Raw genomic sequence first — 24,528 nt, 5'->3', positions numbered from 1 at the left:
ACAAAGCCGCTGCCCTCGCGGAAGATGGCAAGAATGTGGCAGTGCAACCTGTTGCAATTTGATCTTCATGCGCCCAGACGGACGGCGGCGCCCAGAACGCTTGTAAATCGCCAGCGTCTTGGTAACGTTATTCAGCTCAAACAGCCGGAGGCACCGCATGTCGGAAGAAGTACCCCCCACCCCGTCGCGCCGGATCGTCTCTTCGCGGCATTTGGCCGAGGGCGACGGCTGGGAGGCCTCGGAACTCGAATACGGGATGATCATCGCCTATAACGCCTTCACGCGCTGGATGTCGCGCTGCATGGCGGCGGCGGGCAATGGGGATTTGACGCCTTTGGAAATCCTCGTGCTGCATAACGCCAACCACCGGGGCCGGGAAAAGCGGCTGACGGATATCTGTTTTCTGCTGAACATCGAAGACACGCATACGGTGAACTATGCGCTGCGCAAACTGGTGAAAGCGGAACTGCTGAGTGCCGAAAAACGCGGTAAGGAGGTGTTCTATCGCACCTCCCCCGCCGGGGCCGAGCTGTGTGAGGCCTATCGCGCAATCCGTCAGGCGTGCTTTCTCGACGGGTTGCCGCGCACCGATATCTCGGGCGAGGAGCTGCGCAAGATCGCGGCGCAGCTTCGGGCGATGTCAGGGCAATATGACCAAGCGAGCCGGGCTGCGGCATCGCTGTAGAGCATGGGCGCGAGGACTGCCCCCCGCGCCAGCTAAAGCTTAGATCAATGCGGCAATGGCACGCGCGGTGTCGTTCATGCGGTTCGAAAAACCCCATTCATTGTCATACCAGCTGACCACACGGATCATGCCGCCATCGGTCACCCGCGTCTGATCAGGCGCGAGGGTCGAGGAATGCGGATCGTGGTTGAAATCGGCCGACACCAGCGGCGCGGGCTCATAGGCCAGCACGCCCTTAAGCGCACCGTTGGCAGCCTCTTGCATCGCCGCGTTCACTGCCTCTGCCGTGGCGGGTTTCTTGGGCATGACGCACAGATCAACGAGCGAGACATTCGCCGTCGGCACCCGCACGGCAGAGCCTTCAAGAACCCCTTTAAGATGCGGGATTACCTCGGAAATCGCGGCAGCGGCACCGGTGGACGTTGGCACCATCGACAGGGCGGCGGCGCGGCCCCGATAGGGGTCGCGGTGCGGGCTGTCGTGGGTCGGCTGGTCGCCGGTATAGGCGTGGATCGTGGTCATATAGCCAGTCTCGATCCCGAAGGTGTCATCGAGGACTTTGGCCACCGGGGCGAGGCAGTTGGTGGTGCAAGAGGCGTTGGACACGATCACGTCTTCGGCGGTCAGCTCTTGGTGGTTCACGCCGTAAACCACGGTGCGGTCCACGCCCTTGCCGGGGGCCGAGATCAACACCCGCTTGCTGCCGTTTTCCAAGTGCTTCGCCGCCGCATCGCGCGTGGTGAAGAACCCGGTGCACTCATAGGCGACATCGACATCGCCCCACGGCAGTTTCGCCGGATCACGCTCTGCCGTCATGCGAATGGTCTGACCCGCCACATGCAGATTGCCGTCTTTCAACTCGGCATCCACGGTCAGGCGGCCATGGACGGAGTCGTATTTCAGCAAGTGCAGCAGGTTTTCGGCATCGGTCAGATCGTTGATGGCAACGACTTCGATCCCGTCAAAGCCGTTCTCGATCAGCGCGCGCAGCACGCAGCGTCCGATGCGGCCAAAGCCGTTGATGGCGATTTTTGTGGTCATGGTGAATCCTCCGGTGGCCCAATTTCGGGCAGATTGGCTCGGTTAGCGCTAACATAACAGCAGGTGCAGAGGAGTTCAATCGGCCATAGAAACGAAAACGGCGCCCGCTGGGGGCGCCGTCCTAGGTGTCAGTAAACGCTGGGTTTATGAATGTGCGCTATGGCGGCGGCGCACGCTGTCTGGCCGCCCGGGCAGGCTGAGCCGCGCGTCATTGCGGGACTGGCGTGAGATCACCCGCCCCTTGGCCACCACGCAAAGCCGGTCAGGCCGCAGGCGCAGCGCCTCAATCGGGTTGCCCGCGTCCAGCACCACCAGCGAGGCGGTCGCGCCCACCTTGAGGCCGTAATCCTGCAAGCCGAGGATCCGCGCGTTCACATTCGTCACCATGTCAAAGCAGCGGTGCATCTCCTCGGGCGAGGTCATTTGCGCCACATGCAGCCCCATGAAGGCCACGTCGAGCATGTCACCCGTGCCCATGGAATACCACGGGTCCATCACGCAGTCCTGCCCCCAGCCGACGTCGATGCCCATGGCTTGCATCTCTTTCACCCGGGTCAGGCCGCGGCGTTTCGGGTAGGTGTCGTGGCGGCCTTGGAGGGTGATGTTGATGAGAGGGTTTGGGATCGCGGCGACCTCTGCTTCGGCCATCAGCGGCAGCAGTTTCGAGACGTAGTAATTGTCCATCGAATGCATCGAGGTCAGATGCGAGCCGGCCACCCTGCCCTGCAGCCCGAGGCGTTGGGTCTCGTAGGCCAGCGTCTCGATGTGGCGCGAATGGGGGTCGTCGGTCTCATCACAATGCAGGTCAACCATCAGGCCGCGCTCGGCGGCGAGTTCGCAGAGTGCGGTGACGGAGCGGGCGCCATCGGCCATGGTGCGTTCGAAATGCGGGATGCCGCCCACGACATCGACACCCATGTCGAGGGCGCGGATGGTGTTTTCGTGCGCCGTGGGGTCGCGGTAGAGACCGTCTTGCGGGAAGGCGACGAATTGCAGGTCGATGTAATCCTTCACCGTTTCGCGCACGTCGAGCAGGGCTTCGACGCCCAAGAGGCGGTCATCGCAGGTGTCGACATGGCTACGGATGGCCAAGAGGCCGAGCGAGGCGGCCCAGTCGCAGTATTCCAGCGCTCGGGCTTTGACCTCGTCTTGGGTCATGACCTCTTTGAGTTCGCCCCAGAGGCCGATGCCTTCGAGCAGGGTTCCCGAAGCGTTGATCCGCGGGGTGCCGTAGCTGAGGGTGGCATCCATGTGGAAATGCGGATCGACGAAGGGCGGGCTGACGAGGTCGCCGCCGGCGTCGATGGTCTCGCGGGCTTCAGCGGTAGAGAGGTCTTCGATGGCGGTGATTTTGTCGGCCTTGATGCCGATGTCGGTGCTGCGGCCATCGGGGAGCGTGCCGCCTTTGATGATGAGGTCGAACATGGTTTGGTCCTTTTCAGTTGTGTCCCGCCCGGATGCAGGCCGGGCAGCCCCCGGCCGCCCCCATTTTGCCGGAGGCAAACCTGCGGTTTGACGGCGGGCGCTTCTCCCCCACTCGCGGCCGGGAGCAGCCCTTAGCGATCTGTAGCGAGCCTTTCAGCGCTCCCCCTTGTTGAACGGCACCATCAGCGCCGCTGGCACCTGTGCCCGGCGGGACATCACGACCAGCGCGAGGATCGACAGGATATAAGGCGCCATCAGGAAGATTTGGTAGGGGATGTCAGCGCCGAGCGGCGTTTGCTGCACGCGGATTTGCAGGGCGTCAAAGGCCGCGAACAGCACCGCGCCCAAGAGCGTCTTGCCCGGTTTCCATGAGCCAAAGACCACTAGCGCAATGCAGATCCAGCCGCGTCCGTTGACCATCTCAAAGAAGAAGGAGTTGAACGCGCTCATCGTCAGGAACGCCCCGCCCACGGCCATGAACCCGCTGCCGACCATCACTGCGCAGATGCGGATGGCGGAAACGCTGAGGCCCTGCGCCTCGACCGCTGCCGGGTCTTCGCCCGCCGCGCGCAGGGCAAGGCCCATGGGCGTGCGGTAAAGGACCAGCGTCACAGCGACGACCAGCACAAAGGCGAGATAGGTCAGCGGCGTTTGGTTAAACAGCGCGGGGCCGATCACGGGGATGTCGGAGAGGATCGTGATTTCAAGCGGTTGAAAGGCTTCGATCTTGGGGGGCGAAGTCACTTCAGGCAGCGCCAGACGGTAGCAGTAGTAGGTGAGCGAGGTCGCCAGAAGCGTGATGCCAAGACCGACGACATGCTGGCTGAGGCCAAAGGGCACCGTCAGCACCCCATGCACCAAGCCAAAGGCCATGCCCGAGAGCATCGCCACCGCCACGCCGAACCACAGCCCGCCGCCGAGGTAGACGGTCAGCCAGCCTGCGAAAGCGCCGACGACCATGATGCCTTCGATGCCGAGGTTCAGAACCCCTGCCCGCTCGCAAATGAGCTCGCCCAGAGCGGCAAAGATCAGCGGCGAGGCGATGCGAATGGCGGCGGTCCAAAAGCTCGCCTGAAGGAGAATGTCGAGAATATCCATCAATCGCGCCTCACCCGGAATTTGGTCAGCATAATCGCCAACACCATCGCCAGAAGCGCCAGCGCCAGCATGATGTCGGCAAGGTAGGTCGGCACGCCCGCCGCGCGGCTCATGCTGTCGGCCCCGACGAAAATACCCGCGACGAATAGCGCGGCGACTACCACGCCAAGCGGGTTCAGCAGCGCCAGCATGGCGACGATGATACCCGTGTAGCCAAAGCCCGGCGAGATATCCAAGGTGAGGTTACCCTTCAGCCCCGCCACCTCGGAAAAGCCCGCCAGCGCAGCGAGGCCACCCGACAGCAGCGCCGTCTTGATGAGCGTGGCGTTGACCGGGATGCCCGCGAACCGCGCTGCCGCGGGGTTCAGCCCCACCGCGCGCATCTCGTAACCCAGCGTGCTGCGGCGTTGGATCACCCAAACGACGAGGGCGGAGATCAGCGCGAGGCCAAAGCCCCAATGCAGGCGCAGCCCCTCGGCGATGCGGGGCAGACGCGCTTCCGCGATCAGTCGGGCGGACTTGGGCCAGCCGAGGCCCATCGGGTCTTTCAATGACCCTTCGAGCAGCATGGACACCCAGAGCAGGACGACAAAATTCAGAAGCAGCGTGGTCACCACCTCATCGACGCTAAAGCGGGTCTTGAGGAAGGTCGGCACCAGCAGCACCACGGCCCCGGCGAGCATGGCGGCGACGGCGATCGTCGGCAGCAGCGCGAAGGCGGGCCATGCCAGCGCGCCGGTGCCCAAGACCACGGTGAACACCGCGCCCATGTAAAGCTGCGCCTCGGCCCCGATGTTCCACAGCTTCGCGCGGAAGGCGACGGCGACAGCAAGGCCGGTGAAAATGAGCGGCGTGGCGCGGTTGAGCGTCTCCAGCGTGGCGAATTTTGAGCCGAAGGCACCTTTGACGATCAGGCCCAGCACCGAGAAAGGCTGCGCGCCTGCGATCATGGCCAGCAAAGACGCCACGACGACCGTGGCGAAAAGTGCCACCGCAGGCAGGCCCAGTGAGCGGGTCCATGTGGGGTTGGCAATGGGTTCAAGCCGCATGGGGGGCCTCCTCAAAACCGTCACCGGCCATCCAGACGCCAAGCTCGGCGGGGGTCATTGCGCCGCGCGCGAAGCCGGGCGAGAGGCGCCCTTCGGAGATCACGTGGATCACGTCCGACAGCGCTGTCACCTCGTCGAGGTCTTCGGAGATCAGCAGCACCGCCGCCCCCCGATCCCGGGCGGCGAGCAGTTGTTCGTGAACATAGGTCAGCGCCCCGATGTCGAGGCCGCGCACCGGCTGATTGGCCAGCACGACCGAAGGCGCGGTCTCAAGCACGCGCCCCAAGATCAGCTTTTGCATGTTGCCGCCCGAGAGCAGCCGGATGCGGGTTTCCGGACCGGGGCAGCGTACATCGTATCCCCTGATGATCTTGGCCGCGAAGTCGCGCGCGGCGCGCCAGTTCATCCAGCCATGGCGGGAGAAACCGGGGCGGGAGTAGAGTTCAAGCACCGCGTTTTCAGTGAGATCGAAGTCGGCGATAGTGCCGGTCTTGTGGCGGTCCTCGGGGATGCGGGCGATGCCCGCGCTGATGGCGGCATGGGGCGACCAGCCGCGCGGGGCGTCGCCTTTCACGTGAAACGTGCCCGACGCGGGGCGGATCAGCCCGCCGATCAGGTCGGCAAGCGCGGTTTGGCCGTTGCCGGAGACCCCGGCAAGGCCGGTGATCTGGCCCGCACGCAACTCAAGATCGACATTCTTTAGCCCGGGTGCTGAGCCGATGTCAGGGGAGGAGACGCCTGCCAGCGTGACCAGCGCGGCACCGGGATCGGCGCGGCGCACGACGGGGGCGGCGACCTCGGAGCCGACCATCATCTGCGCCATGGCGGCGCGGTCGGTCTCGGAGGTCTTGGCTTCGGCCACCAGCTTGCCATGGCGCAGCACCACGACGCGCGAGGAAATCGCCATAACCTCATGCAGTTTATGCGAGATAAAGATCACCGAGAGGCCAAGCGCCACGGCTTTGCGCATAGTGGCAAAAAGATCGTCGGTCTCTTGCGGGGTGAGAACGGCGGTGGGTTCGTCCAAAATCAGGATCCGCGCTTCGCGGAAAAGGGCTTTGAGGATCTCGACCCGCTGCCGCTCGCCCACGCTGAGGCTGCCGACCTGGGCGTCGGGGTCCACCCGCAGCCCGTAGTCCTCCATCAGCGTGACAATCCGCTGGCGCGCCTGCGCGCGGCCAAAACCGAGGCGCCAGATCGAGCGGGTGCCGAGCACGATATTCTCAAGCACGGTCATATTGTCGGCCAGCGTGAAATGCTGGTGCACCATGCCGACGCCCGCGGCCAGCGCGGCGCGCGGATTGCCAGCGGGCAAGCGCATGCCGAAGACTTCGACATGGCCTTCGTCAGGCGTGTAGTGGCCAAACAGGATATTCATCAGCGTGGTCTTGCCCGCGCCGTTTTCGCCCAGCAGGGCAATGACTTCGCCCTGCCGCAGATCAAAGCTGATCGCGCCATTGGCGGTGAGTTTGCCAAATCGTTTGGTAATGTTCTCGAGGCGCAGGACAACCTGCGCCTCGGGTCTTGGATCGGTCATTAAGAGGACTTCGGTTCTTCGTCGTTGATGTCGACGGTAAAGGAGCCATCCTTGATCGCCTGTTCGCGTTCCTTGACCAGATCAAGCGCCTCTTGCGGGACTTTGCCCTCGAAGGTGCCAAGCGGAGCCAGCGAAGACCCGCCCTCGGACATGAAGGAGTAGCGGCCATAGTCGTCGGCCATGAACTCGCCTGCTTTGACGGCGGCGATGGCGGCATCAAGGGTCGGCTCGAAGTGCCACAGAGCCGAGGCGACGACGGTTTCGGGGTACTCGGCTTGCGTGTCGATCACATTGCCGATGGCCAGAATGCCCTTTTCCTGCGCCGCGTCCGACACGCCGAACCGCTCGGCATAGAGCACGTCGGCCCCCTGTTCGACCATGGCGAAGGCGGTTTCCTTGGCCTTGGGCGGATCGAACCAAGAGCCGATGAAGCTGACTTGGAACTTGATATCGGGGTTCATTTCCGCGGCACCCGCCATGAAGGCATGCATCAGGCGGTTGACCTCAGGGATGGGGAAACCACCGACCATGCCGATGTTGCCGCTCTCGGTCATGGCACCGGCGATGATGCCCGACAGATACGCCGCATCTTGGATGTAGTTGTCGAAGACCGCAAAATTGGGCAGCGCATCATCTTGCTTGAAGCTGGAGCCCATGAGGAAAGCGACATCGGGGTAATCGGCAGCGACTTCGCGTGCTTCGGCTTCGGCACCAAAGACTTCGCCGACGATCAACTGGTTCCCGGCCTCGGCATATTCGCGCAACACCCGGGCGTAGTCGGTGTTGGAGACATTTTCGGTGAAGGTATATTCGATATCGCCGCGCGACTGTGCGGCTTCGGCCGCTTTGTGGATGCGGCTGACCCACTGCTGTTCGACCGGCACGGTATAGACGCCAGCGACTTTAAGCGGCTCGGCAGCCAGCGCGCCCTGTGGTAAAAGGCTGGCCCCGGCCAGCATGGCCGCCGTGCCCAATAGGAAGCGGCGTGTGAGATTGCGTTGTGTCATATTATATCCCCCGTTGGTTAGGTATTTTACCGTTTGATAAAATAATTTACCTGTCAAGCTTCTCCTGACCCTAGGTCAGCCCAAGCTTTTCCGAATACGCGCGGTGTGCTGATTATTGTGGCAGTCAGCAAGCGAAGCGGTAAATAGGGTCGACCCCAAGGATCGGATTCTACGATGAGCCATGTATTGCACCGTAACCTGCGCGCCACGCAACCTGTGATCGTACGCGGAGAGGGAAATTTCCTTATTGATGACAAGGGGAAGCGCTATCTGGATGCCTGCGGCGGCGCTGCGGTGTCGAGCCTTGGACATGACAATGCCGCCGTGCGCGCAGCTGTCGCCGCGCAGATGGACAAGCTCGCCTTTGCGCACACCGGCCTCTTCACCAACACCCCGGCAGAGGCTTTGGCCGACCATTTGATCGCCCGCGCACCTGAGGGCACCGGCGAAGGGCGGGTGATGTATCTGGGCAGCGGGTCCGAGGCGATGGAAGCGGCGCTGAAGCTCGCGCGGCAGTATCATCTGGAGCGGGGCGACAAAGCGCGGGCGAAGATCATCGCGCGCAAGCCCAGCTATCATGGCAACACACTGGGCGCGCTGGCGGTGGGCGGCCATGCCGGACGCCGCGCGCCCTTTGCGCCGATGCTGATGGATGTGGAGCATATCGACGCGGCCTATGCCTACCGCCTGCAACGCGAGGGCGAGAGCGAGACGGATTTCGCGCATCGTTTGGCGGATCAGTTGGAGACACGGATCGTTGAGTTGGGGCCGGAGACAGTCGCCGCCTTCGTGGCGGAGCCTGTGGTCGGTGCATCACTCGGCTCACAACCCGCGCCTGCGAGGTACTTCAAGCGGGTGCGTGAGATTTGTGACCGCCACGGCGTGCTGCTCATCGCCGACGAAGTGATGTGCGGCATGGGGCGGACGGGCAGCCTTTTTGCGTTGGAGCAGGAAGGTATCTGTGCCGATATCACCACCATGGCCAAGGGTCTCGGCGCAGGCTATCAGCCCATCGCGGCGGTGATGGCACGGGAAAGCGTGATTGACGCGATCATGGCGGGCAGCAGCAACCTGTGGAACGGGCATACTTACATGTCCCATGCCGTCGCCACGGCTGGCGCGTTGGCGGTGCTGCAAGAGGTCGAGAGCCGTGATCTGCTGGGGGCCGTGCGGGCGCGTGGGACGCAGTTGGAAACGGCGTTGCACCAGCGATTTGGCCAACACGCCCATGTCGGGGACATCCGCGGGCGCGGGCTGTTCTGGTCTATCGAACTGGTGGCCGATCGCGCCAGCAAGGCGCCCTTTGACGTCAGTCGCAACCTTGCGGGCAAAATCCAACGCGCGGCGATGGAGGCCGGGATGATCTGCTATCCGTCGCAGGGCTGTGCTGATGGTACTGCGGGAGATCATGTGTTGCTGGCCCCGGCCTTCACCTCCCCGCCCGAGGAAATCGATCTGATTGTCGATATGCTCGGCGCGGCGGTGGATCAGGCAATCGCGGAGGGCTGAGCCCTCCGCCCAGTTACCGGCCTTTGATCTGGATCGAGAAATTGCGCTGCGCCCCGGCGGGCGGGCGCGGGAAAGGGGCGGCCTGTCGAATGATGCTAAGCGCCGCTTGATCCAGAGCCGCCGACCCCGAACTGCGCGCCACCCGTGCGCCCGCCAATTGCCCGCCATTGCCCACCGAGAAGGCGATCACAGCGGTCCCGCGTGAGCGGACGCGCGGCTTGCCGACACGGGCGATGCGGCTCATGACTTTGCCGGGGTAATTGCTGACCGCTGCGTTGCCCGAAGGCGCTGCCGCCTGTTTGCGCGTACCTGCCTGAGAGGCATTGCCCGTGCGGCTGGTGGTCTGCGCGCCTTTGGTGTTGTCGCGCTTGGCATTTCCACGAGCGGTCTGCTTTGGTTTGGGTTTCGGCTGGGGCTTGGGTTTTGCCTTTTTGGCGGCTTCGGCGGCGCGCTCTGGGTCGCGGCGTTGCGGGCGCTGCGACAGGCGCGGCGCTTCTTCGTCAGGGGCTTCGGCGGTGACGGTTTCCGTCGGTGGCACCGGCGCCGTAGGTGTGAGGGTCGGTACCGCCTCTGTGGTTTCGGGCGGCGTTTCAACCGGGGTCAACGATGGCAAGACAGGCGTCTCGGCCGCGAGCGCTGCGGGCGGGGCAACGGGCATCGGCTCTGCGATTTGTGCCGTTTCCACAGGCTCGGCCCGGGGGCGCGCGGCTGCGGCTGTCGGGGCGGGCGGCGTCGGCGTGGGAGTGAGCGCCTCCGCGGTTTCGGGCGGCTCTGGCGTTGGGGTTGGAGTGATCTCTTCGGCAGGCTCCGCGTCGAGCGTGCCAACGGCCATGTCCTCAAACCGGGTGCCAAGTTGCGCCGACGCGGGCGCGCCGCCACCTGCGATCTTGGCGCTGTTGTCAGGCTGGGTGAGTTGCGACACGCCAACCACAAGTCCAGCGGCGACGCCGATGGACAACCCTTTGATAAGACCGGAACGGGGGATCATTACAGTGCCCTTTCGGTGACAAGCAGCACACGCTCTGCCCCGGCGGCGCGGAGCTCGCGGGTCAGTTCAACAAGACGGCGGGCAGGCAGAGCGCGGTCGGGCAAAAGGCGCACGGTATCGCGTTCTTCTTCGGGCAGCGCATCAATGAATTCCGTCACGCTGGCGCGGTCTTGACCTGCGAAGGTCATGCGGCCATCGGCATGGACCACCAGCGCATTGGGCGGGGCGCGGCCCTCAAGCTCGCGGGTTTCCACGAGGTTGAGGTCCGAATCCAGCGGCTGCGACAGGGTGCCTGCGACCATGAAGAAGACCAGCATCAGAAAGACGATGTTGATCAGCGCGATGGTCGGTTCGCGTTGCGGTTTGGCTTTGGCGATGGGACGCATGTTTACCCCTCCAGAACCGACACGCTGAGACCCGGCAGGGCACGCAACGCAATAAGTAGATCGGCCAGCGCCTGCGCCTCTACCGCCTCCCCAAGAGAGACGAGAAGCGGCGTGCCCTTCTCAGCCTCGGCCAAGGGGCTGGCGGTTAGCGCATCAAGGGCCAGCATGTCGCCATTCAAGCGCAGCCCTTCGGTGGTGAGCTGCAAAAAGAAGGGCTTCGCCCCCGTCTCGGCCCCGGCGCCGGATGTCGCTGCGGCCAATTCGATCTCGGCAAATTTTGAGAAGGTCGAGGTCAGCATAAAAAACAACAACAACAAAAAGATCACGTCGATCAGGGAGGTCATGGAAAGGCGGTTGCGCCTCCGGCGTGGCCTAGCCATGGGCTGGCCGGGGGGCGGCAACCCCAAAGGCTGCGGCGGCCTGCGTTGCGGCGGGTGCAGCATTTTGGCCGGGGTGCAGCACGGTCAGGATCGCCTTGTCAGCGATGACACGCTCGGTTTCCATCCGCTGTTCCAGCCAGCTAAGCACCAGCGCGGTCGGCATTGCGACGACGAGGCCCACGGCAGTGGTCAGAAGCGCAACCCAGATACCACCCGCGAGGATTGAGGGATCAACCTGCGACCCTGCGTCTTGCAAGGCGCGGAAGGCTTCGATCATGCCCAGAACCGTGCCGAAAAGACCCAAGAGCGGAGCAAGCTGCGCCACGGAATCCAGCAGGCGAAAGCCGCGCTCCAACTTGGCAAAGCGCAACTCGGCCTCGGCCTGAAGCCGCGACGCGCCCGCATCTGGAGAGGTCATGGCCAGCTCGATCACCGGGGCAAGGTAGCTTTTCGAGCGGCCAAGCGCGCTGCGCGCCGCCGTGGCATCGCCGCGTTCCCAGGCTTCCACCGCTTCAGAAAGTGCGCGGTGACGCCCGACAGCGGCTGCGCGAAATTGCCATGTTTTATAAAGGGCGACGGCAAGGGTCAGCACCGCGACGCCCATCAAGATCACCACCACCGGGCCACCGGTTTCGGCAATGCCCCGCAGCGGGGTCAGCAGATCGTTTAGTTGCTCCATCAGCCCAGCACCTCGATGTCGGTGCGGGTTGCCGGGGCCAATGCGCGTTCACAGGTGCCTGCCTCAATCCCCTCGCCCGCGCAGCTTTGTGCACCGTTGAACAGAATGCGGCCCAAGTTTTCGCAAGTCGTCTGTGGCACGACGAATTGGCGCACGCGGGGGCGGCCTACGGGCAGTGCGCCAAAATCGAATAGCGTCAGGCGATCCACGGTGCCTTCGCGGTCAAAAAGCACAGTCTCATAGACGGCTTTGTCAAGCGGTGTGGCAAGACCGTTGGTGATGAGGAACGTCAGCTTGCAGTTTGCATCCGTCGTATCGGCGGCGTTCAGCTCGACCTTCAGGTACGGTTCGGCGCTGGCCGGGATCACGTCAGGGGTTTCAGCAATGGCGCTGTGAGCAAAAGAGAGGGTCAGGGCCGCGAGGAACGCGGAACGAAAATGCGGCATGGGGTGGCTCCCAAAGGGGTTGTCGTTAATCACGGCGCGTTCGGAGGGCCTCTGCCGAGGGGCAGAATCGTCATGCCACCTGTCGCGCCAAGCGGAATTTCTGGTTGCTGCCTAACAAAACCGCGCGGCGGTGACAATCCTGACTTTATTACTCGGATAAGTATGTCACTACCCGCCGCCCCTCCGGAGCAGAGGAACAGTTGCGCCAGATTGGTGTTGGGCCGTTGAAATAACCGCGCATGCTACGCAGGCATTCGCGCAGAGAAGGAGGCCAGAATGACCGACGATACCCAAAAGATCGCAACCATCGACCCCAGCCATAATGTGGCGCTGTTCCTGCCGGACGCCAAGGCGCTGGAACAGGCAGCCTCGGCAGGTATGAAAACAGTGGTGAACTTTCGCGCCGCGCACGAGAAAGGCGGGCTGGACCCCGATGCAGAGGGTTTGGTCGCGGAAAAACTGGGCTTGAATTACCTGCACCACCCGGTCGCGCCGGAAGACCTGAGCCCTGAAACGGTGGATGAATTCCGCCGCGCCTTGGATGACCTGCCGCAACCTGTGTTTTTGCATTGCGCCTCGGGCAAGCGTGCGGGGGCGATGACATTAATGGCGCTTGCCGCGGATAAGGGCTGGGACGGTGATACGGCGCTTCAAGAAGGCAAGGCGCGCGGCATTGATTTAGCCGAAGATGGAATTGGCCAGTTCATCAAATCCTACGCGGATAGCAAAGCCTGAATGATGCGCCCGGTCCTACCGAGAAATTCTAATCCCTAGCGCAGTAGAGGCCGTGCAGCGTTTCTAAAACCGCCACGGCCTCCTGCCCCTTCACCCTGTAAAAGATCGTTTGCCCAGCGCGACGGCTGTCGACCAGACCGGCGTCTTTCAACTTTTTAAGTTGTTGTGACATGGTGGATTGCGACAGCCCGCAGGCGTCGGCCAGATCACCGACGGACCGCTCCCCTTCCAGCAGACGGCATAGGATTTGCAGCCGCGCCTCAGACGCAAGCATCGTCATAAGAGCCGCGGCGCTGGCAATATCGCCATCCAAAAAGTCGTCTGCGTTTTTCATATTAGCATCATTGAATATTACGAAGTGGTAATATATACTGAATCGCAGTTTGATACAAGCCAGCCGCCAGTTGTCGGCGCTCAAGGAGTTAAGACATGGAAACTGAATTTACGCCTTGGCTGTCGCTGGGCGGCGGCGCGCTGATCGGGGCCTCGGCGGTGCTGCTGATGGCAACGAATGGCCGTATCGCGGGCATCAGCGGGCTGACCTCACGGCTATTAGCGCGCAGCAGTGACGGCGAAGCGCGGGTCGTTTCATTCTTTTTCGTGCTGGGGCTTTTGCTCGCCGCACCGCTTTGGCTGATCGTCTCCGGCGGTTGGCCGCAACAATGGGTGCCGTCGAACCCGCTCTTGATGGCTCTGGCCGGGCTGTTGGTCGGATTTGGCGCGACCTATGGCAATGGCTGCACCTCGGGCCATGGGGTCTGCGGCATAAGCCGAGGGTCGGCGCGGTCGACCGTGGCGACGGTGACCTTTATGGCGACAGCTTTTATGACTGTGTTTGTCATGCGGCATGTGTTGGGAGCGTGAGATGAAACAGGTATTCGCCCTACTCTCCGGCCTCGTCTTTGGTATCGGCCTTATCGTCTCTGGCATGGCGGACCCCGCCAAGGTGCTGAACTTTCTTGATGTCTTTGGCACATGGGATCCCAGCCTCGCCTTTGTCATGGGCGGCGCCATCGCCGTGACCGCACCGGGCTTTGCATTGCTGTTCCGCAGCCGTCAGACCCCCTATTTCGACAGCACATTCCGCGTCCCCACCCGCAATGATCTTGAGCCGAAACTGCTGACCGGTGCTGCGATCTTTGGCGTGGGCTGGGGCTTGGGTGGCTTTTGCCCCGGCCCTGCGCTGACCGCCCTGCCCCTAGCGGCCAGCGGCACGTTGATCTTTGTGCCCTTCATGCTGGGTGGCATGTGGATCGCCCGCCACACCCCTGATTTGATGTCTAAAACTAAGGAAGGAACTGCCTGATGAGCGACCCTCTGAATTCCCCCGTTGTGCGCCATTCCCCCTCAACAGGTGCGGGCAGCCCCGATGTCTGGGGTATTTACGAGCCCGACACCGGCTCGATCCAATACATCTGCGCCGATCCGACGACCAAGAAGGCCGCGTTGATTGATGTGGTCTGGAACTTTGACCCGAAGAACTACAAGTTCACGTCCGAGAGCATGGATCAGGTCTTGGACCTTGTGAAAGAGCATGGCCTGCGCGTGGAATGGGTGCTTGATACGCATCCCCATGCGGACCACGTCATGGCCTCCGCCCATCTGAAAGAACGGACCGGCGCGCCCAATGCCATCGGTGCGCTGGTGCCTGAGATCGCCAAGATTTGGGCCGACCTTTACAACCTGCCGAACGCCTTTGACCCCGACCGCGACTTCGACCATCTGTTCGTAGAAGGCGAGACGTTTAAGATCGGTGAACTAGAGGCGAAAGTGATGTTGTCGCCCGGCCATACGCTGGGGTCGATTACTTACGTCTGTGGCGATGCGGCCTTTGTGCATGATACATTGATGCAGCCTGATGCGGGCACTTCCCGGTCGGACTTCCCCGGCGGCAAAACGGCGGAGCTTTGGGACTCGATCCAAGACATCCTCGCCCTGCCCGGCGACACGCGGCTTTATATCGGACATGACTACGGCACCGATGACCGCAAGGAACCGATGTGGGAAGCCACGGTTGATGAGCACAAGGCCAAGAACATTCACGTCAAAGATGGCACCAAGCGCGAGGACTATATCGAGCGCCGCCAGAAGCGGGACGCGACGCTTTCGCTGCCCAATCGGATCCTTGCGGCCTTGCAGATCAACCTGCGCGGCGGGCGTCTGCCCGATGCCGAGGAGGACGGCAACCACTACCTGAAACTGCCGGTGAACCGTTTCGACTAAACCAAACCGGGCGGCCCTTTCGGGGCGGCCCCTTCCCCTTAACGGATTGCCTGACATGACCCTGCGGCCCCTTGCGCACTATCTGCCGATCCTCGACTGGGGGCGGCGCTTTGACCGTGGCCAGTTCACCGGGGATATGGTGGCCGCGGTGATCGTCACCATCATGTTGATCCCGCAATCGCTGGCCTATGCTCTGCTGGCGGGGATGCCGCCTGAGGCGGGTATCTACGCCTCCATCGCGCCGATTGTGCTTTATGCGATTTTTGGCACCAGCCGCGCACTGGCGGTGGGGCCGGTGGCCGTGGTGTCACTGATGACTGCGGCAGCGGTGGGCAATATCGCCGAGGCTGGCACGGCGGGCTATGTCACGGCGGCGCTGACGCTGGCGTTTCTATCGGGGGCGATGCTGCTGGCGCTTGGGCTGTTCCGGCTGGGCTTTCTGGCGAATTTCCTGTCTCACCCGGTGATTGCAGGCTTCATTACCGCTTCGGGCATCCTGATTGCCGCTAGCCAATTGCGCCATATTCTGGGGATCGAAAGCGAAGGCCATACGCTGGTCGAGATCCTTGCCAGCCTTTGGGCGCATTTGGGGGAGGTTAACCCGATCACCCTGCTGCTGGGTGTGACCGCGACGGCATTTCTGTTCTGGGTCCGGGGCGGGTTGAAACCCTTGCTTTTGCGTATCGGGCTGGGGCCGCGCATGGCCGATATCGGTGCCAAGACGGGGCCGGTGCTGGCGATCGTCGGGACCACGCTGGCGGTCTGGGCCTTTGATCTGGGCAGTCGCGGCGTGGCCATCGTGGGCCAGGTGCCGCAAAGCCTGCCGCCGCTCACCTTGCCCTCCTTCTCGCCTGACTTGCTGTCACAGCTGTTCGTCCCCGCGCTGCTGATTTCGATCATCGGTTTCGTCGAAAGCATCAGCGTCGCCCAGACCCTAGCTGCCAAAAAGCGCCAGCGCATTGACCCGGATCAGGAGCTGATCGGGCTGGGCAGTGCGAACCTTGGGGCCGCCTTCACCGGGGGTTTTCCGGTCACCGGGGGCTTCTCCCGCTCTGTGGTGAATTTCGACGCGGGGGCCGAGACGCCCGCCGCGGGGGCCTTCACCGCCGTAGGGCTCGCGCTCGCGGCGCTGTTTCTGACGCCGCTGATCTATTTGCTGCCCAAGGCCACGCTCGCCGCCACCATCATCGTTGCGGTGCTGAGCCTCGTTGATTTCTCAATCCTCAAACGCGCTTGGGCCTTTAGCCACGCCGATTTCGCCGCCGTGAGCGTGACGATCCTGCTCACGCTGATTTTCGGCGTCGAAGCGGGCGTGAGCGCGGGGGTCATCACCTCAATCCTCGTGCATCTTTACAAGACCTCGCGCCCGCATATGGCCGTGGTGGGCCGGGTGCCGGGGACTGAGCATTTCCGCAATGTCTTGCGCCATGAGGTTGAGACCCAGCCGCATGTGCTGTCGCTGCGGGTGGATGAGAGCCTCTACTTCCCTAACGCACGCTACTTAGAGGACCAGCTTGCACGCCATGCCGCCGAAAAGCCCGAACTGACCGATGTGGTGCTGATGTTCCCGGCGGTGAATGAGATCGACCTGTCGGCACTGGAATCGCTTGAGGCGATCAACACACGGCTGCGGGATGCCGATATCCGGCTGCATCTGAGCGAGGTGAAAGGCCCGGTCATGGACAGGCTGAAGCGCAGCCACTTCTTGGACGACCTCACCGGCGAGGTCTTTCTAAGCCAGCACGAAGCCGTTTGCGCCTTGGCAGAGCAGCGGTAGAGGCCGTCGAAAATTCGGCGGAGCCTAGGGAACCGGCCTGCCCGTCGCGCGTTTGCCTGCCATGAACAAGATATTCGCGCGCGTCGCCGCCCTTTCCGCCTGCCTTTTTGCCACTGCTGCTTCCGCCGAACAGGTGGGGAATGTCGATGTGGACTGGCTGGGCAATGACATCATCGTCGAAGCCGTGGCCGACCCCAAGGTCAAGGGCGTGACCTGTCATCTGGCCTATTTCGAGCGCGGCTTGATTGACCGACTGCAAAAGGGCAACTGGTTCGAAGACCCATCGAACTCCTCAATCTCTTGCCGTCAGACCGGCCCGATTGAGATCGGCGATATCGAGCGGGACGATGAAGGCGAGAATGTATTCAGCGAGCGGCGTTCGATTATCTTTAAGACGCTGCGGGTAAAGCGGATTTTCGACGAAGAGAACAACACGCTGATCTACATCAGCCACAGCCAGCAGGTGCAGGACGGATCGGCCAAGATGTCAATGTCGACCGTGCCCCTGTTCCAGCCCGGACAATAAGCCCAAAGGGCCAAGTTTTCCTCGGCGAAGCCTTGCCATCAGGGCAATCCCGCCTTGTCGGGCGACCTGCCTGCGATATGCTGCGCAAAACGCAACAATGCAGCGACAGGCAGGATTTATGAGACATTCACGCAGAACATTCGCATTCGGCCTCGCCGCTCTGGGGCTGACCTCGGCCTGCTCCACGGGGGGCGGCGCGCTTGGCCCCGCAGCAGCGGCAGGGGTGCCGGACGATCTGCGCCCGGTGCCCAATGCAGGCTATGATGCTTGGGTCGCGGCGTTTAAGGGCCGTGCCTCGGCGCAAGGGATTTCCGCTAGCACCTTAGCCCAAGGGTTCCGCGGTACGGGCTACCTGCCCGGCGTCGTGAAACGGGACCGCAACCAAACAGAATTCAGCCGCAGCTTGGAAGATTACCTCGCCATCGCCGCCTCGGATGAGCGGGTCTCGAAAGGGCGCGCGGCCTTTGCGCGGCACCGCAGCACGCTGAGCGCGATCGAGAACCGCTACGGCGTGGCGGCAGAGATCGTCGCGGCGGTTTGGGGACTGGAGAGCTATTTCGGAGAGCGGCGCGGGAATGTGCCCGTCGTCTCGGCCACCTCGACATTGGCTTATGACGGGCGGCGTGGGGCGTTCTTTGAAAAGCAGCTGATCGCGGCGCTGAAGATCCTGCAAAACGGCGATATCACTGCCGACCGGCTGACCGGATCTTGGGCCGGGGCCATGGGGCATACGCAGTTCATCCCCACCTCTTACCAAGCCTTCGCGGTGGATTTCACCGGCGACGGGCGGCGCGACATCTGGTCGGAAGACCCCAGCGATGCACTGGCCTCGACCGCCGCCTATCTGTCGCGTAATGGCTGGACACGCGGCGTGAAATGGGGCGGCGAAGTGGGCAGCATCTCCGCCAGCGCGGGCTCGGTGATCCAACCGCAGGCAGGTGGGCCGCAGTTTGTCGTGACCAGCAATTTCCGGGCGCTGAAGCGCTACAACAACTCCGACAGCTACGCCATCGGCGTGGGCCATCTGGCCGACCGCATCGCCGGGGGCGGGCCGCTGCGCGGCAGTTTCCCACCCGATGCCAATGGGCTGACCAAGGACGACCGGATGGCGCTGCAACAGCGGCTGACGGCGCGGGGGTTTGACACCGATGGCACCGACGGGGTGATCGGGCCGAACAGCCGCAAGGCGATCAGCGCATATCAGGCCAGCGTGGGCCTGCCTGCGACGGGCGAGCCTTCGGTCGATCTGCTACGACGCCTGCAATAGGCGGTATCAGCCGGGGCTGATTCCAGCCCGGTCGAGCATCCCTGCCACCTCAGTAAATGAGGACTGCGGCGGGGTATGCTCGGCCTTGCGCTGGCTGAGGAACGTCTCGCACGGCCCGGCAAAGGCAATGGCGCGGTCCAATTCGGGATTGCTGCCGCTGCGGTAGGCCCCGATGCGGATCAATTCCTCCATATCCGCATGGGCTGCAAGCGCCTTATGAGCGGCAGTGAGCAGCGTATACTCCACATCACTGTGGCAATCCGGCAACGTTCGCGAGACGCTCGCCAGCAGGTCAATCGCTGGATAACGCCCCTTTTCGGCAATCTTTCGATCCAACACGATATGCCCGTCCGTGATCCCGCGCACAGCGTCGGCGATGGGGTCATTCATGTCATCACCATCCACCAAAACGGTGAAGATCGCGGTGATGTCGCCCTTGCCTACCGGCCCCGGCCCGGCACGCTCCAGCATCTGCGGAAGCTCGGAGAACACCGTCGGCGGGTAGCCCTTGGCAGTGGGCGGTTCGCGCGAGGCGAGGCCGATTTCGCGCTGTGCCATGGCAAAACGGGTGACGCTGTCCATCAAGAGCAGCACGTGCTGGCCCTGATCGCGAAAATGCTCGGCCACGGCCATAGCGGTCCAAGCGGCTTGGCGGCGGGTGAGCGGCGGCTCGTCCCCGGTGGCGACGACGAGAACCGCCTTCTCCATCCCCTCGGGGCCGAGGTCGGTTGAGATAAAATCCTGCACCTCGCGCCCGCGTTCGCCGACCAGCGCCATAACCACCACATCACACTCCGTATAGCGTGCCAGCATGGCCATCAGCGTCGATTTACCCACACCAGAGCCCGCAAAAATACCCAAGCGCTGACCTTGGCAAAGCGGGGTGAAGACATCGAGCGCGCGCACATGGGTCGCCAGTTTCGGGCCGATGCGTTTGCGGTCAAACGCACCCGGCGGGGCGGCGCGCAGCGGGCGGGGCTGGTTGCCTTCGGGCAGATGCCCCTTCCCGTCGAGCGGCGTGGCCGACGCGCTGATGACCCGCCCCTTCCAGCTCTCATCCGGGCGGATCACATCGCGGCCAATCGCGACCTCCACCCGGTCGCCCGCCGCCACCCCGCGCCACGAGCCGAAGGGGAGCAACTCGGTGCCATGGGTGCCCAGCCCCACGACCTCGGCATGGACCGGCCCGTCAGAGCCATGCACGATGCAGCGCTCACCGATGCCCAGCACCCGCTCCAGCCCCACGGCGGTCAGGGTAATGCCGGTGATCGCGCGCACTTCGCCGGTGATCTCGGCCTCGCCCGCCTCGCGGGCAAAGCTGGTCAGCTCGGAAAAGAGTGTCTGCATGGATAAATTTCCTCTAGGAGAGCAAGCTAATATTTACTATACAAGGATTAAACAGGCTATAGGCAAAAAAATGAACTTGTCTAATCTTTCTATTCTTGGACTCGCTTCGGACCGGATGCAGTGGCTTTCGGCCCGGCAAAAGGTCGTGTCTGAAAACGTCGCCAATGCGTCGACACCGAACTTCAAAGCACGTGATGTGTCGTCCTTTGAATCGATGCTGAGCGGAGAGCTGTCGCGCGATAATGGGCTGGTGACAACCCATGACAAACACTTCACTGGCGTGGCCCAAGGTACGCCCGGCGTGCGTGAGGTGACGGATCGCAGCGCCATTGGCACCACGCTGGACGGCAATACCGTGAACCTCGAAGAACAGGCCGTGAAGGCCGCCGAGATCGGCGATCACTACAGGTTGGCCGCACAGCTTTACCGCAAGAGCTATGACATGCTGACCATGGCCGTCACCGGGAACAGGTAAGGAAAACGCATGGATCCGCTTCAGTCTATCGCCAAAATCGCCGCCAGCGGGATGACCGCGCAGACCGCGCGTTTGCGGGTGATCTCGGAAAACGTGGCCAACGCCGATTCCACGGGCACCACGCCCGGCGCCGATCCGTTTCGGCGCAAGACCATCAGCTTTTCCGAGTTGATTGACCGCAATGGCGGCGGGTCATTGGTTGAGGTTGACCGCATTGGGCGCGACCAATCCCCGTTTCGGCGCGACTATGACCCGTCGCATCCGGCGGCGGATGACACCGGCTATGTCAATCGGCCCAATGTCGATCCCATCATTGAGATGGCCAACATGCGCGAAGCCTCGCGGAACTACGAGGCCAACATGAACATGTTCGAGTCCGGTCGCCGGATGCGCGGCCAGATGCTCGACCTGTTGAAGTGAGGTAACCTGAGATGAGCGATCCCGCCTCCCTGATCTCGACCGCCGCGGTTCGCGGTGCCTATCGCACCTCGCAATCGCTGACCGGCCAAAAGGGCGAAGCCATCGCCGAAGAGGCGGGCGCCAGCGCCAATAGTTTTACCAATATGGTGCAGCAAGCCTCTGAAAGCGCGCTGGAAACGGTGCGTGAGGGCGAAGCCGTGGCCCAAGCCGGGCTGCGCGGTGAGGCGGATACACAGCAGGTGGTCGAAGCCATGTTGGCGATGGAAAGCACCGTCAAAGTGGCCGTCTCCGTGCGCGACCGCTTTGTCGAAGCCTATCAGGAAATCTTGCGGATGCCGATCTAGGCCATGACCGAAACCCAGACCTATGACATCATCTCTGCTACCGTCTGGGCCGTGCTTTTGGCCTCGGGTCCGGTGTTGGGGGTGGCGCTGGCGATCGGTCTGGTAATCGCGTTCTTCCAAGCGCTCACGCAGATTCAGGAAATGACGCTGACCTTCGTGCCCAAGATCGTGATGATCTTTGTCACCCTGCTGGTCGCGACGCCGTTTATGTATGCCACGCTGAAGAACCTGTCGGACACCATCTTTGACCTCGTGCAGAACGGTGGGCTGTGAGGGTGTTTTGGCATATGGCCCGCGCGGCGCTGCTGGGGGCGGTGCTTGCGACCCCTGCCCTCGCCCAAGGCTGGGGGTCGTTCTATGAGCCATCGCAGAAAAACGCGGTGACCAAGACAGCCCGGACGCTGGCCGCCAAAGGCGGGCCCGAAGGGGTCTGCATCCGCGAAATTCTGGCGGCACAAACGCGGCATGGCATACCCGACAACCTGCTGCTGGCCATCGGCCTGCAAGAGGCGGGCACAAGGCGCAATGGGCATTTCACGGTCTGGCCCTATGCGGTCAACGCCGCGGGCGAAGGGCGGCTGTTTGACAGCCGCAATGCCGCGCTGGATTGGATCGCCGAGCGGCAGGCGAGTGGCATCCGCTCCATTGACGTGGGCTGTATGCAGATCAACATGCGCTGGCATCCGGATGCTTTTGACAGCGTGACCGAAGGTTTTGATCCGCGCGTGAACGTCGATTACGCCGCGCGGTTCCTCAAGCGGTTGCACCGGCGTACGGGCAGTTGGATGCAGGCCGCGGGGTCGTACCATTCGTTCGAGCCTGAGTACCGCGACACCTACCTTGACCGTCTGCAAAAGAACATCTCTGCCGCCAATGCGCGGCTGCCGGAGTTTCAGGCGCTGGCCAGTGCCAGCCCCGTTCCCGCGCGTCCGCGCAAGACGCCCCGCAGCACGTCGGGCAGTTATGATAGGTTGGCGGCCAAGGCCACTTGGGGCGCGCAGATTGGCGGCGCTGAAAACGCCCGCCGCTCGCTTTATTCCGCCCATGAGATGCAGCCCGTCCTGCCACAGTTCACCACCGTCCACGCGGAGGATGCGGGATGAGCACGAAACCCAACACCATCCTGCCGCAGCTGAGCATGTTCGGCGCAAACAAAGACGTCAGCTTTGCCGTTGGCATGTCGCTGGTGCTGGCGGTTCTGTTCCTGCCGCTGCCGCCGATCTTGCTGGACTTCGGGTTGGCGCTGTCACTGTCGCTGAGTGTGCTGATCTTTATGGTGGCGCTCTGGATCCCTTCGCCCTTGCAGTTCAACTCCTTCCCGACGCTGCTGCTGGTCACCACCATGTTGCGCCTGTCGCTCAACGTGGCCTCAACCCGGCTGATCCTTAGCGAAGGGCACGCGGGTCTGCACGCCGCGGGCGATGTGATCCAGGGCTTCTCCAAGTTCATCGTGGCGGGCAATTTCGTCATCGGTGTGGTGATCTTTGCCATCCTCGTGATCATCAACTTCGTCGTGATTACAAAGGGTTCGACCCGTATCGCCGAGGTTGCCGCGCGGTTCTCGCTGGATGCGATGCCGGGCAAGCAGATGGCGATTGATGCCGATATGGGTGCCGGACTGATTGACGAGGATGAGGCGCGGCGCCGCCGTAAGGAGCTTGAGGACGAAAGCGCGTTCTTCGGGGCCATGGACGGTGCGTCGAAATTCGTGCGCGGCGATGCGGTGGCGGGGCTGATCATCACGCTGATTAACGTGATCGGCGGCATCCTAATCGGCGTCGTGCAGCGCGGCATGGGTGTGGGCGATGCCTTTAACGTCTTTACCTCGCTGACCATCGGCGACGGGCTGGTGAGCCAAATTCCGGCGCTGGTGGTGTCGTTGGCGGCCGGTCTGATCGTGACCAAGGGCGGCACGCGCGGCGCGGCAAACGAGGCAGTCTTTGACCAGCTGTCGAACTTCCCTAAAGCGCTCTATATGGCGGCGATCCTGTTGTTCGGTATCGGCCTTCTGCCGGGCTTTCCGCTGCTGGTCTTTGCTCTTCTGGCTGCGGCCATGGTGGGCTTGGGCGTGGTGATCCAGCGCGGCGCGGCAGAGGCCGCGGTGGCCAAGGCGCAGGCTGATGCAGAGGCGCAGAAAAAGCAGGACATGCCGGAGGTTGATGCCAACCCCATGCACCTCGACGAGTTGCGGCTGGTGCTGGGCGAAGGGTTGGTGGCGCTGGCCAACCGTCCCGACGCGGTGCTGCCGAGCAAGATCAAATCACTGCGCAAGCATTTCGCCGAAGAGTTCGGTTTCCCCATGCCCTCGGTGCGGATCAAGGATGACGTGAGCCTGCCGATCAACAGCTACTCGTTCCAAATCCACGGCGTTGATGTGGCCAAGGGCGACATCCGCGCCAACCAGATGATGGTGATCAATCCCGAAGGCGCGCCGCTGCAACTGCCGGGTGAGGCCACGCGCGAACCGACGTTCGGGCTCGATGCGCTTTGGGTCGATAGCAAGGTCGCCGATCAGGCCGAGGCGCAGGGCTATACGGTGGTGGACCCTGAAAGTGTCATCACCACGCATCTGACTGAAGTGGTGAAAGAAAACATGTCCGAACTGCTCACCTACGGCTCGGCGAAAGAGGCGATTGAGGGGCTGGACCGGAACTATCAAAAGCTGGTTAACGACCTGCCCGTCCCCTCCCCCGCCATTCTGGTGCAGCAGGTCTTGCAGGAACTGCTGCTGGAGCGTGTGTCGATCCGCAACCTGCCGCTGATCGTCGAGGCGATGGCCGAAGCCACGCGCCAGACCAGCAAGCCCGCGCTGGTGCTAGAAAATGTGCGCCGCCGCCTGTCGAGCCAGATTTGCCAAGGGCTGGCCGATGGGCAGGGATTTGTGCCAGTTATCACCCTGTCGCCTTCATGGGAGGCCGAGTTCATCGAGGCGGTCAAAATGGTCGGTGATGACCGGACATTCGTCATGTCGCCCAAACGGGTGCAGGAATTTGTGCTGCAAGCCCGCCAACAGATCCAACGCTTCGCCTCTGAGGACAGTTGGCCCGCGCTGATGGTCAACCCCGAGGCGCGGTCCTATGTGCGCTCCATGTTAGAGCGGGTCAGCCCGATGACGCCGGTGATCTCCAACGCCGAAATCCACCGCAAGGTGTCACTGCGGACCGTCGCCACCATCGGGGGCTAG

Annotated in this window: 28 protein-coding genes; 15 read left to right on the top strand and 13 right to left on the bottom strand. The window is 62.8% G+C overall.

From position 1 onward, the window contains the following. The first annotated feature begins 157 nt into the window (after positions 1-157). Positions 158-685, top strand: a complete 528-nt coding sequence (locus tag BM229_RS14750; protein ID WP_067262160.1) for a winged helix DNA-binding protein — start codon at positions 158-160, stop codon at positions 683-685. 39 nt (positions 686-724) lie between these two features. Here BM229_RS14750 and gap read toward each other — a convergent pair whose 3' ends face one another. From gap to BM229_RS14720, 6 genes are all read right to left on the bottom strand, one after another. After that, complete coding sequence (gap, locus tag BM229_RS14745; protein ID WP_093928396.1) at positions 725-1,726, bottom strand: type I glyceraldehyde-3-phosphate dehydrogenase; 1,002 nt, start codon at positions 1,724-1,726, stop codon at positions 725-727. Between the two features lie 144 nt (positions 1,727-1,870). Next, entirely contained in the window at positions 1,871-3,151 is a 1,281-nt protein-coding gene (locus BM229_RS14740; RefSeq protein ID WP_093928395.1) for an amidohydrolase family protein, read from the bottom strand. Between the two features lie 153 nt (positions 3,152-3,304). Continuing rightward, entirely contained in the window at positions 3,305-4,249 is a 945-nt protein-coding gene (locus BM229_RS14735; RefSeq protein WP_093928394.1) for an ABC transporter permease, read from the bottom strand. Beyond that, positions 4,249-5,298 (bottom strand): ABC transporter permease, encoded by a 1,050-nt coding sequence (locus BM229_RS14730; protein ID WP_093928393.1) that lies wholly within the window; start codon positions 5,296-5,298, stop codon positions 4,249-4,251. The genes BM229_RS14735 and BM229_RS14730 overlap by 1 nt, the downstream gene beginning before the upstream one ends. Beyond that, on the bottom strand, positions 5,288-6,835 hold the full coding sequence (locus BM229_RS14725; protein WP_093928392.1) for an ABC transporter ATP-binding protein: 1,548 nt from the start codon (positions 6,833-6,835) through the stop codon (positions 5,288-5,290). The genes BM229_RS14730 and BM229_RS14725 overlap by 11 nt, the downstream gene beginning before the upstream one ends. Beyond that, positions 6,835-7,842: a BMP family protein gene (locus tag BM229_RS14720; RefSeq protein ID WP_093928391.1), complete on the bottom strand. Its 1,008-nt coding sequence runs from the start codon at positions 7,840-7,842 to the stop codon at positions 6,835-6,837. Before BM229_RS14720 ends, BM229_RS14725 begins: the two co-directional genes overlap by 1 nt. Before the next feature lie 174 nt (positions 7,843-8,016). Here BM229_RS14720 and BM229_RS14715 point away from each other — a divergent pair, with 174 nt between their 5' ends. Beyond that, the gene (locus tag BM229_RS14715; RefSeq protein ID WP_093928390.1) at positions 8,017-9,351 is read left to right on the top strand and encodes an aspartate aminotransferase family protein; all 1,335 of its coding nucleotides are present in this window, start codon (positions 8,017-8,019) and stop codon (positions 9,349-9,351) included. 13 nt (positions 9,352-9,364) lie between these two features. Here the strand turns inward: BM229_RS14715 and tolA are convergent, their stop codons facing one another. The 5 genes from tolA to BM229_RS14690 are packed head-to-tail and all read right to left on the bottom strand — an operon-like array spanning position 9,365 to position 12,230. Then, positions 9,365-10,339 carry a cell envelope integrity protein TolA gene (gene tolA, locus BM229_RS14710; protein ID WP_093928389.1) on the bottom strand — a complete coding sequence of 325 codons (975 nt, stop codon included), beginning with the start codon at positions 10,337-10,339 and terminating at the stop codon, positions 9,365-9,367. Further along, on the bottom strand, positions 10,339-10,725 hold the full coding sequence (locus BM229_RS14705; RefSeq protein WP_093928388.1) for an ExbD/TolR family protein: 387 nt from the start codon (positions 10,723-10,725) through the stop codon (positions 10,339-10,341). The genes tolA and BM229_RS14705 overlap by 1 nt, the downstream gene beginning before the upstream one ends. A 2-nt stretch (positions 10,726-10,727) precedes the next feature. Then, positions 10,728-11,105, bottom strand: coding sequence for a biopolymer transporter ExbD (locus BM229_RS14700; protein WP_093928387.1), 378 nt, complete (start codon positions 11,103-11,105; stop codon positions 10,728-10,730). Then, a complete protein-coding gene (locus BM229_RS14695; RefSeq protein ID WP_093928386.1) occupies positions 11,098-11,784 on the bottom strand; it encodes a MotA/TolQ/ExbB proton channel family protein in 687 nt (228 codons plus the stop codon). The genes BM229_RS14700 and BM229_RS14695 overlap by 8 nt, the downstream gene beginning before the upstream one ends. After that, positions 11,784-12,230, bottom strand: a complete 447-nt coding sequence (locus BM229_RS14690; RefSeq protein WP_244152215.1) for a hypothetical protein — start codon at positions 12,228-12,230, stop codon at positions 11,784-11,786. Before BM229_RS14690 ends, BM229_RS14695 begins: the two co-directional genes overlap by 1 nt. Positions 12,231-12,506: 276 nt before the next feature. On the opposite strand from BM229_RS14690, the gene BM229_RS14685 reads away from it, so the two are divergent. Further along, positions 12,507-12,965: a protein tyrosine phosphatase family protein gene (locus BM229_RS14685; RefSeq protein ID WP_093928385.1), complete on the top strand. Its 459-nt coding sequence runs from the start codon at positions 12,507-12,509 to the stop codon at positions 12,963-12,965. 28 nt (positions 12,966-12,993) lie between these two features. Here the strand turns inward: BM229_RS14685 and BM229_RS14680 are convergent, their stop codons facing one another. Continuing rightward, a complete protein-coding gene (locus BM229_RS14680; protein ID WP_093928384.1) occupies positions 12,994-13,299 on the bottom strand; it encodes an ArsR/SmtB family transcription factor in 306 nt (101 codons plus the stop codon). A 95-nt stretch (positions 13,300-13,394) separates the two neighbouring features. Here BM229_RS14680 and BM229_RS14675 point away from each other — a divergent pair, with 95 nt between their 5' ends. From BM229_RS14675 to BM229_RS14650, 6 genes are all read left to right on the top strand, one after another. Next, a complete protein-coding gene (locus BM229_RS14675; RefSeq protein ID WP_093928383.1) occupies positions 13,395-13,829 on the top strand; it encodes a YeeE/YedE family protein in 435 nt (144 codons plus the stop codon). A 1-nt stretch (position 13,830) separates the two neighbouring features. Beyond that, positions 13,831-14,271 (top strand): YeeE/YedE family protein, encoded by a 441-nt coding sequence (locus tag BM229_RS14670; protein WP_093928382.1) that lies wholly within the window; start codon positions 13,831-13,833, stop codon positions 14,269-14,271. Then, positions 14,271-15,188 (top strand): MBL fold metallo-hydrolase, encoded by a 918-nt coding sequence (locus BM229_RS14665; RefSeq protein WP_093928381.1) that lies wholly within the window; start codon positions 14,271-14,273, stop codon positions 15,186-15,188. Before BM229_RS14670 ends, BM229_RS14665 begins: the two co-directional genes overlap by 1 nt. A 55-nt stretch (positions 15,189-15,243) precedes the next feature. Continuing rightward, the gene (locus BM229_RS14660; RefSeq protein WP_093928380.1) at positions 15,244-16,965 is read left to right on the top strand and encodes a SulP family inorganic anion transporter; all 1,722 of its coding nucleotides are present in this window, start codon (positions 15,244-15,246) and stop codon (positions 16,963-16,965) included. 61 nt (positions 16,966-17,026) lie between these two features. Continuing rightward, a complete protein-coding gene (locus BM229_RS14655) occupies positions 17,027-17,491 on the top strand; it encodes a CreA family protein (protein ID WP_093928379.1) in 465 nt (154 codons plus the stop codon). A gap of 118 nt (positions 17,492-17,609) precedes the next feature. Further along, complete coding sequence (locus BM229_RS14650; RefSeq protein WP_093928378.1) at positions 17,610-18,758, top strand: lytic murein transglycosylase; 1,149 nt, start codon at positions 17,610-17,612, stop codon at positions 18,756-18,758. A gap of 6 nt (positions 18,759-18,764) precedes the next feature. Here BM229_RS14650 and BM229_RS14645 read toward each other — a convergent pair whose 3' ends face one another. Next, positions 18,765-20,105, bottom strand: coding sequence for a FliI/YscN family ATPase (locus tag BM229_RS14645; protein WP_093928377.1), 1,341 nt, complete (start codon positions 20,103-20,105; stop codon positions 18,765-18,767). 70 nt (positions 20,106-20,175) lie between these two features. On the opposite strand from BM229_RS14645, the gene flgB reads away from it, so the two are divergent. From flgB to flhA, 6 genes are read left to right on the top strand one after another with little or no spacing between them, the layout of a single operon-like run. Beyond that, positions 20,176-20,580 (top strand): flagellar basal body rod protein FlgB, encoded by a 405-nt coding sequence (gene flgB / locus BM229_RS14640; RefSeq protein WP_093928376.1) that lies wholly within the window; start codon positions 20,176-20,178, stop codon positions 20,578-20,580. A gap of 9 nt (positions 20,581-20,589) precedes the next feature. Then, positions 20,590-21,000: a flagellar basal body rod protein FlgC gene (flgC, locus tag BM229_RS14635; RefSeq protein ID WP_067630405.1), complete on the top strand. Its 411-nt coding sequence runs from the start codon at positions 20,590-20,592 to the stop codon at positions 20,998-21,000. An 11-nt stretch (positions 21,001-21,011) separates the two neighbouring features. Continuing rightward, a complete protein-coding gene (fliE, locus tag BM229_RS14630) occupies positions 21,012-21,344 on the top strand; it encodes a flagellar hook-basal body complex protein FliE (protein WP_093928375.1) in 333 nt (110 codons plus the stop codon). A 3-nt stretch (positions 21,345-21,347) separates the two neighbouring features. Then, positions 21,348-21,617: a flagellar biosynthesis protein FliQ gene (gene fliQ, locus BM229_RS14625; RefSeq protein ID WP_093928374.1), complete on the top strand. Its 270-nt coding sequence runs from the start codon at positions 21,348-21,350 to the stop codon at positions 21,615-21,617. 2 nt (positions 21,618-21,619) lie between these two features. Continuing rightward, the gene (locus BM229_RS14620; protein ID WP_244152213.1) at positions 21,620-22,447 is read left to right on the top strand and encodes a lytic transglycosylase domain-containing protein; all 828 of its coding nucleotides are present in this window, start codon (positions 21,620-21,622) and stop codon (positions 22,445-22,447) included. Further along, entirely contained in the window at positions 22,444-24,528 is a 2,085-nt protein-coding gene (gene flhA, locus BM229_RS14615; RefSeq protein WP_093928372.1) for a flagellar biosynthesis protein FlhA, read from the top strand. Before BM229_RS14620 ends, flhA begins: the two co-directional genes overlap by 4 nt.

It is taken from the genome of Sulfitobacter dubius (assembly GCF_900113435.1).
Classification (GTDB): domain Bacteria; phylum Pseudomonadota; class Alphaproteobacteria; order Rhodobacterales; family Rhodobacteraceae; genus Sulfitobacter; species Sulfitobacter dubius.
This window is presented reverse-complemented; position numbering and strand designations above follow the sequence as displayed.

What these genes read in the sequence shown, in the direction of transcription:
- BM229_RS14750 (WP_067262160.1), top strand. Translation starts at nt 158, where the DNA reads ATGTCGGAAGAAGTACCCCCCACCCCGTCGCGCCGGATCGTCTCTTCG.
- BM229_RS14655 (WP_093928379.1), top strand. Translation starts at nt 17,027, where the DNA reads ATGAACAAGATATTCGCGCGCGTCGCCGCCCTTTCCGCCTGCCTTTTT.
- fliQ (WP_093928374.1), top strand. Translation starts at nt 21,348, where the DNA reads ATGACCGAAACCCAGACCTATGACATCATCTCTGCTACCGTCTGGGCC.
- BM229_RS14715 (WP_093928390.1), top strand. Translation starts at nt 8,017, where the DNA reads ATGAGCCATGTATTGCACCGTAACCTGCGCGCCACGCAACCTGTGATC.
- BM229_RS14725 (WP_093928392.1), bottom strand. Translation starts at nt 6,835, where the DNA reads ATGACCGATCCAAGACCCGAGGCGCAGGTTGTCCTGCGCCTCGAGAAC.
- flhA (WP_093928372.1), top strand. Translation starts at nt 22,444, where the DNA reads ATGAGCACGAAACCCAACACCATCCTGCCGCAGCTGAGCATGTTCGGC.
- BM229_RS14660 (WP_093928380.1), top strand. Translation starts at nt 15,244, where the DNA reads ATGACCCTGCGGCCCCTTGCGCACTATCTGCCGATCCTCGACTGGGGG.
- BM229_RS14665 (WP_093928381.1), top strand. Translation starts at nt 14,271, where the DNA reads ATGAGCGACCCTCTGAATTCCCCCGTTGTGCGCCATTCCCCCTCAACA.
- BM229_RS14735 (WP_093928394.1), bottom strand. Translation starts at nt 4,249, where the DNA reads ATGGATATTCTCGACATTCTCCTTCAGGCGAGCTTTTGGACCGCCGCC.
- BM229_RS14700 (WP_093928387.1), bottom strand. Translation starts at nt 11,105, where the DNA reads ATGGCTAGGCCACGCCGGAGGCGCAACCGCCTTTCCATGACCTCCCTG.
- BM229_RS14730 (WP_093928393.1), bottom strand. Translation starts at nt 5,298, where the DNA reads ATGCGGCTTGAACCCATTGCCAACCCCACATGGACCCGCTCACTGGGC.
- BM229_RS14645 (WP_093928377.1), bottom strand. Translation starts at nt 20,105, where the DNA reads ATGCAGACACTCTTTTCCGAGCTGACCAGCTTTGCCCGCGAGGCGGGC.
- BM229_RS14695 (WP_093928386.1), bottom strand. Translation starts at nt 11,784, where the DNA reads ATGGAGCAACTAAACGATCTGCTGACCCCGCTGCGGGGCATTGCCGAA.
- BM229_RS14670 (WP_093928382.1), top strand. Translation starts at nt 13,831, where the DNA reads ATGAAACAGGTATTCGCCCTACTCTCCGGCCTCGTCTTTGGTATCGGC.
- tolA (WP_093928389.1), bottom strand. Translation starts at nt 10,339, where the DNA reads ATGATCCCCCGTTCCGGTCTTATCAAAGGGTTGTCCATCGGCGTCGCC.
- BM229_RS14690 (WP_244152215.1), bottom strand. Translation starts at nt 12,230, where the DNA reads ATGCCGCATTTTCGTTCCGCGTTCCTCGCGGCCCTGACCCTCTCTTTT.
- BM229_RS14680 (WP_093928384.1), bottom strand. Translation starts at nt 13,299, where the DNA reads ATGAAAAACGCAGACGACTTTTTGGATGGCGATATTGCCAGCGCCGCG.
- BM229_RS14720 (WP_093928391.1), bottom strand. Translation starts at nt 7,842, where the DNA reads ATGACACAACGCAATCTCACACGCCGCTTCCTATTGGGCACGGCGGCC.
- BM229_RS14685 (WP_093928385.1), top strand. Translation starts at nt 12,507, where the DNA reads ATGACCGACGATACCCAAAAGATCGCAACCATCGACCCCAGCCATAAT.
- fliE (WP_093928375.1), top strand. Translation starts at nt 21,012, where the DNA reads ATGAGCGATCCCGCCTCCCTGATCTCGACCGCCGCGGTTCGCGGTGCC.
- BM229_RS14675 (WP_093928383.1), top strand. Translation starts at nt 13,395, where the DNA reads ATGGAAACTGAATTTACGCCTTGGCTGTCGCTGGGCGGCGGCGCGCTG.
- flgC (WP_067630405.1), top strand. Translation starts at nt 20,590, where the DNA reads ATGGATCCGCTTCAGTCTATCGCCAAAATCGCCGCCAGCGGGATGACC.
- gap (WP_093928396.1), bottom strand. Translation starts at nt 1,726, where the DNA reads ATGACCACAAAAATCGCCATCAACGGCTTTGGCCGCATCGGACGCTGC.
- BM229_RS14705 (WP_093928388.1), bottom strand. Translation starts at nt 10,725, where the DNA reads ATGCGTCCCATCGCCAAAGCCAAACCGCAACGCGAACCGACCATCGCG.
- BM229_RS14650 (WP_093928378.1), top strand. Translation starts at nt 17,610, where the DNA reads ATGAGACATTCACGCAGAACATTCGCATTCGGCCTCGCCGCTCTGGGG.
- BM229_RS14740 (WP_093928395.1), bottom strand. Translation starts at nt 3,151, where the DNA reads ATGTTCGACCTCATCATCAAAGGCGGCACGCTCCCCGATGGCCGCAGC.
- flgB (WP_093928376.1), top strand. Translation starts at nt 20,176, where the DNA reads ATGAACTTGTCTAATCTTTCTATTCTTGGACTCGCTTCGGACCGGATG.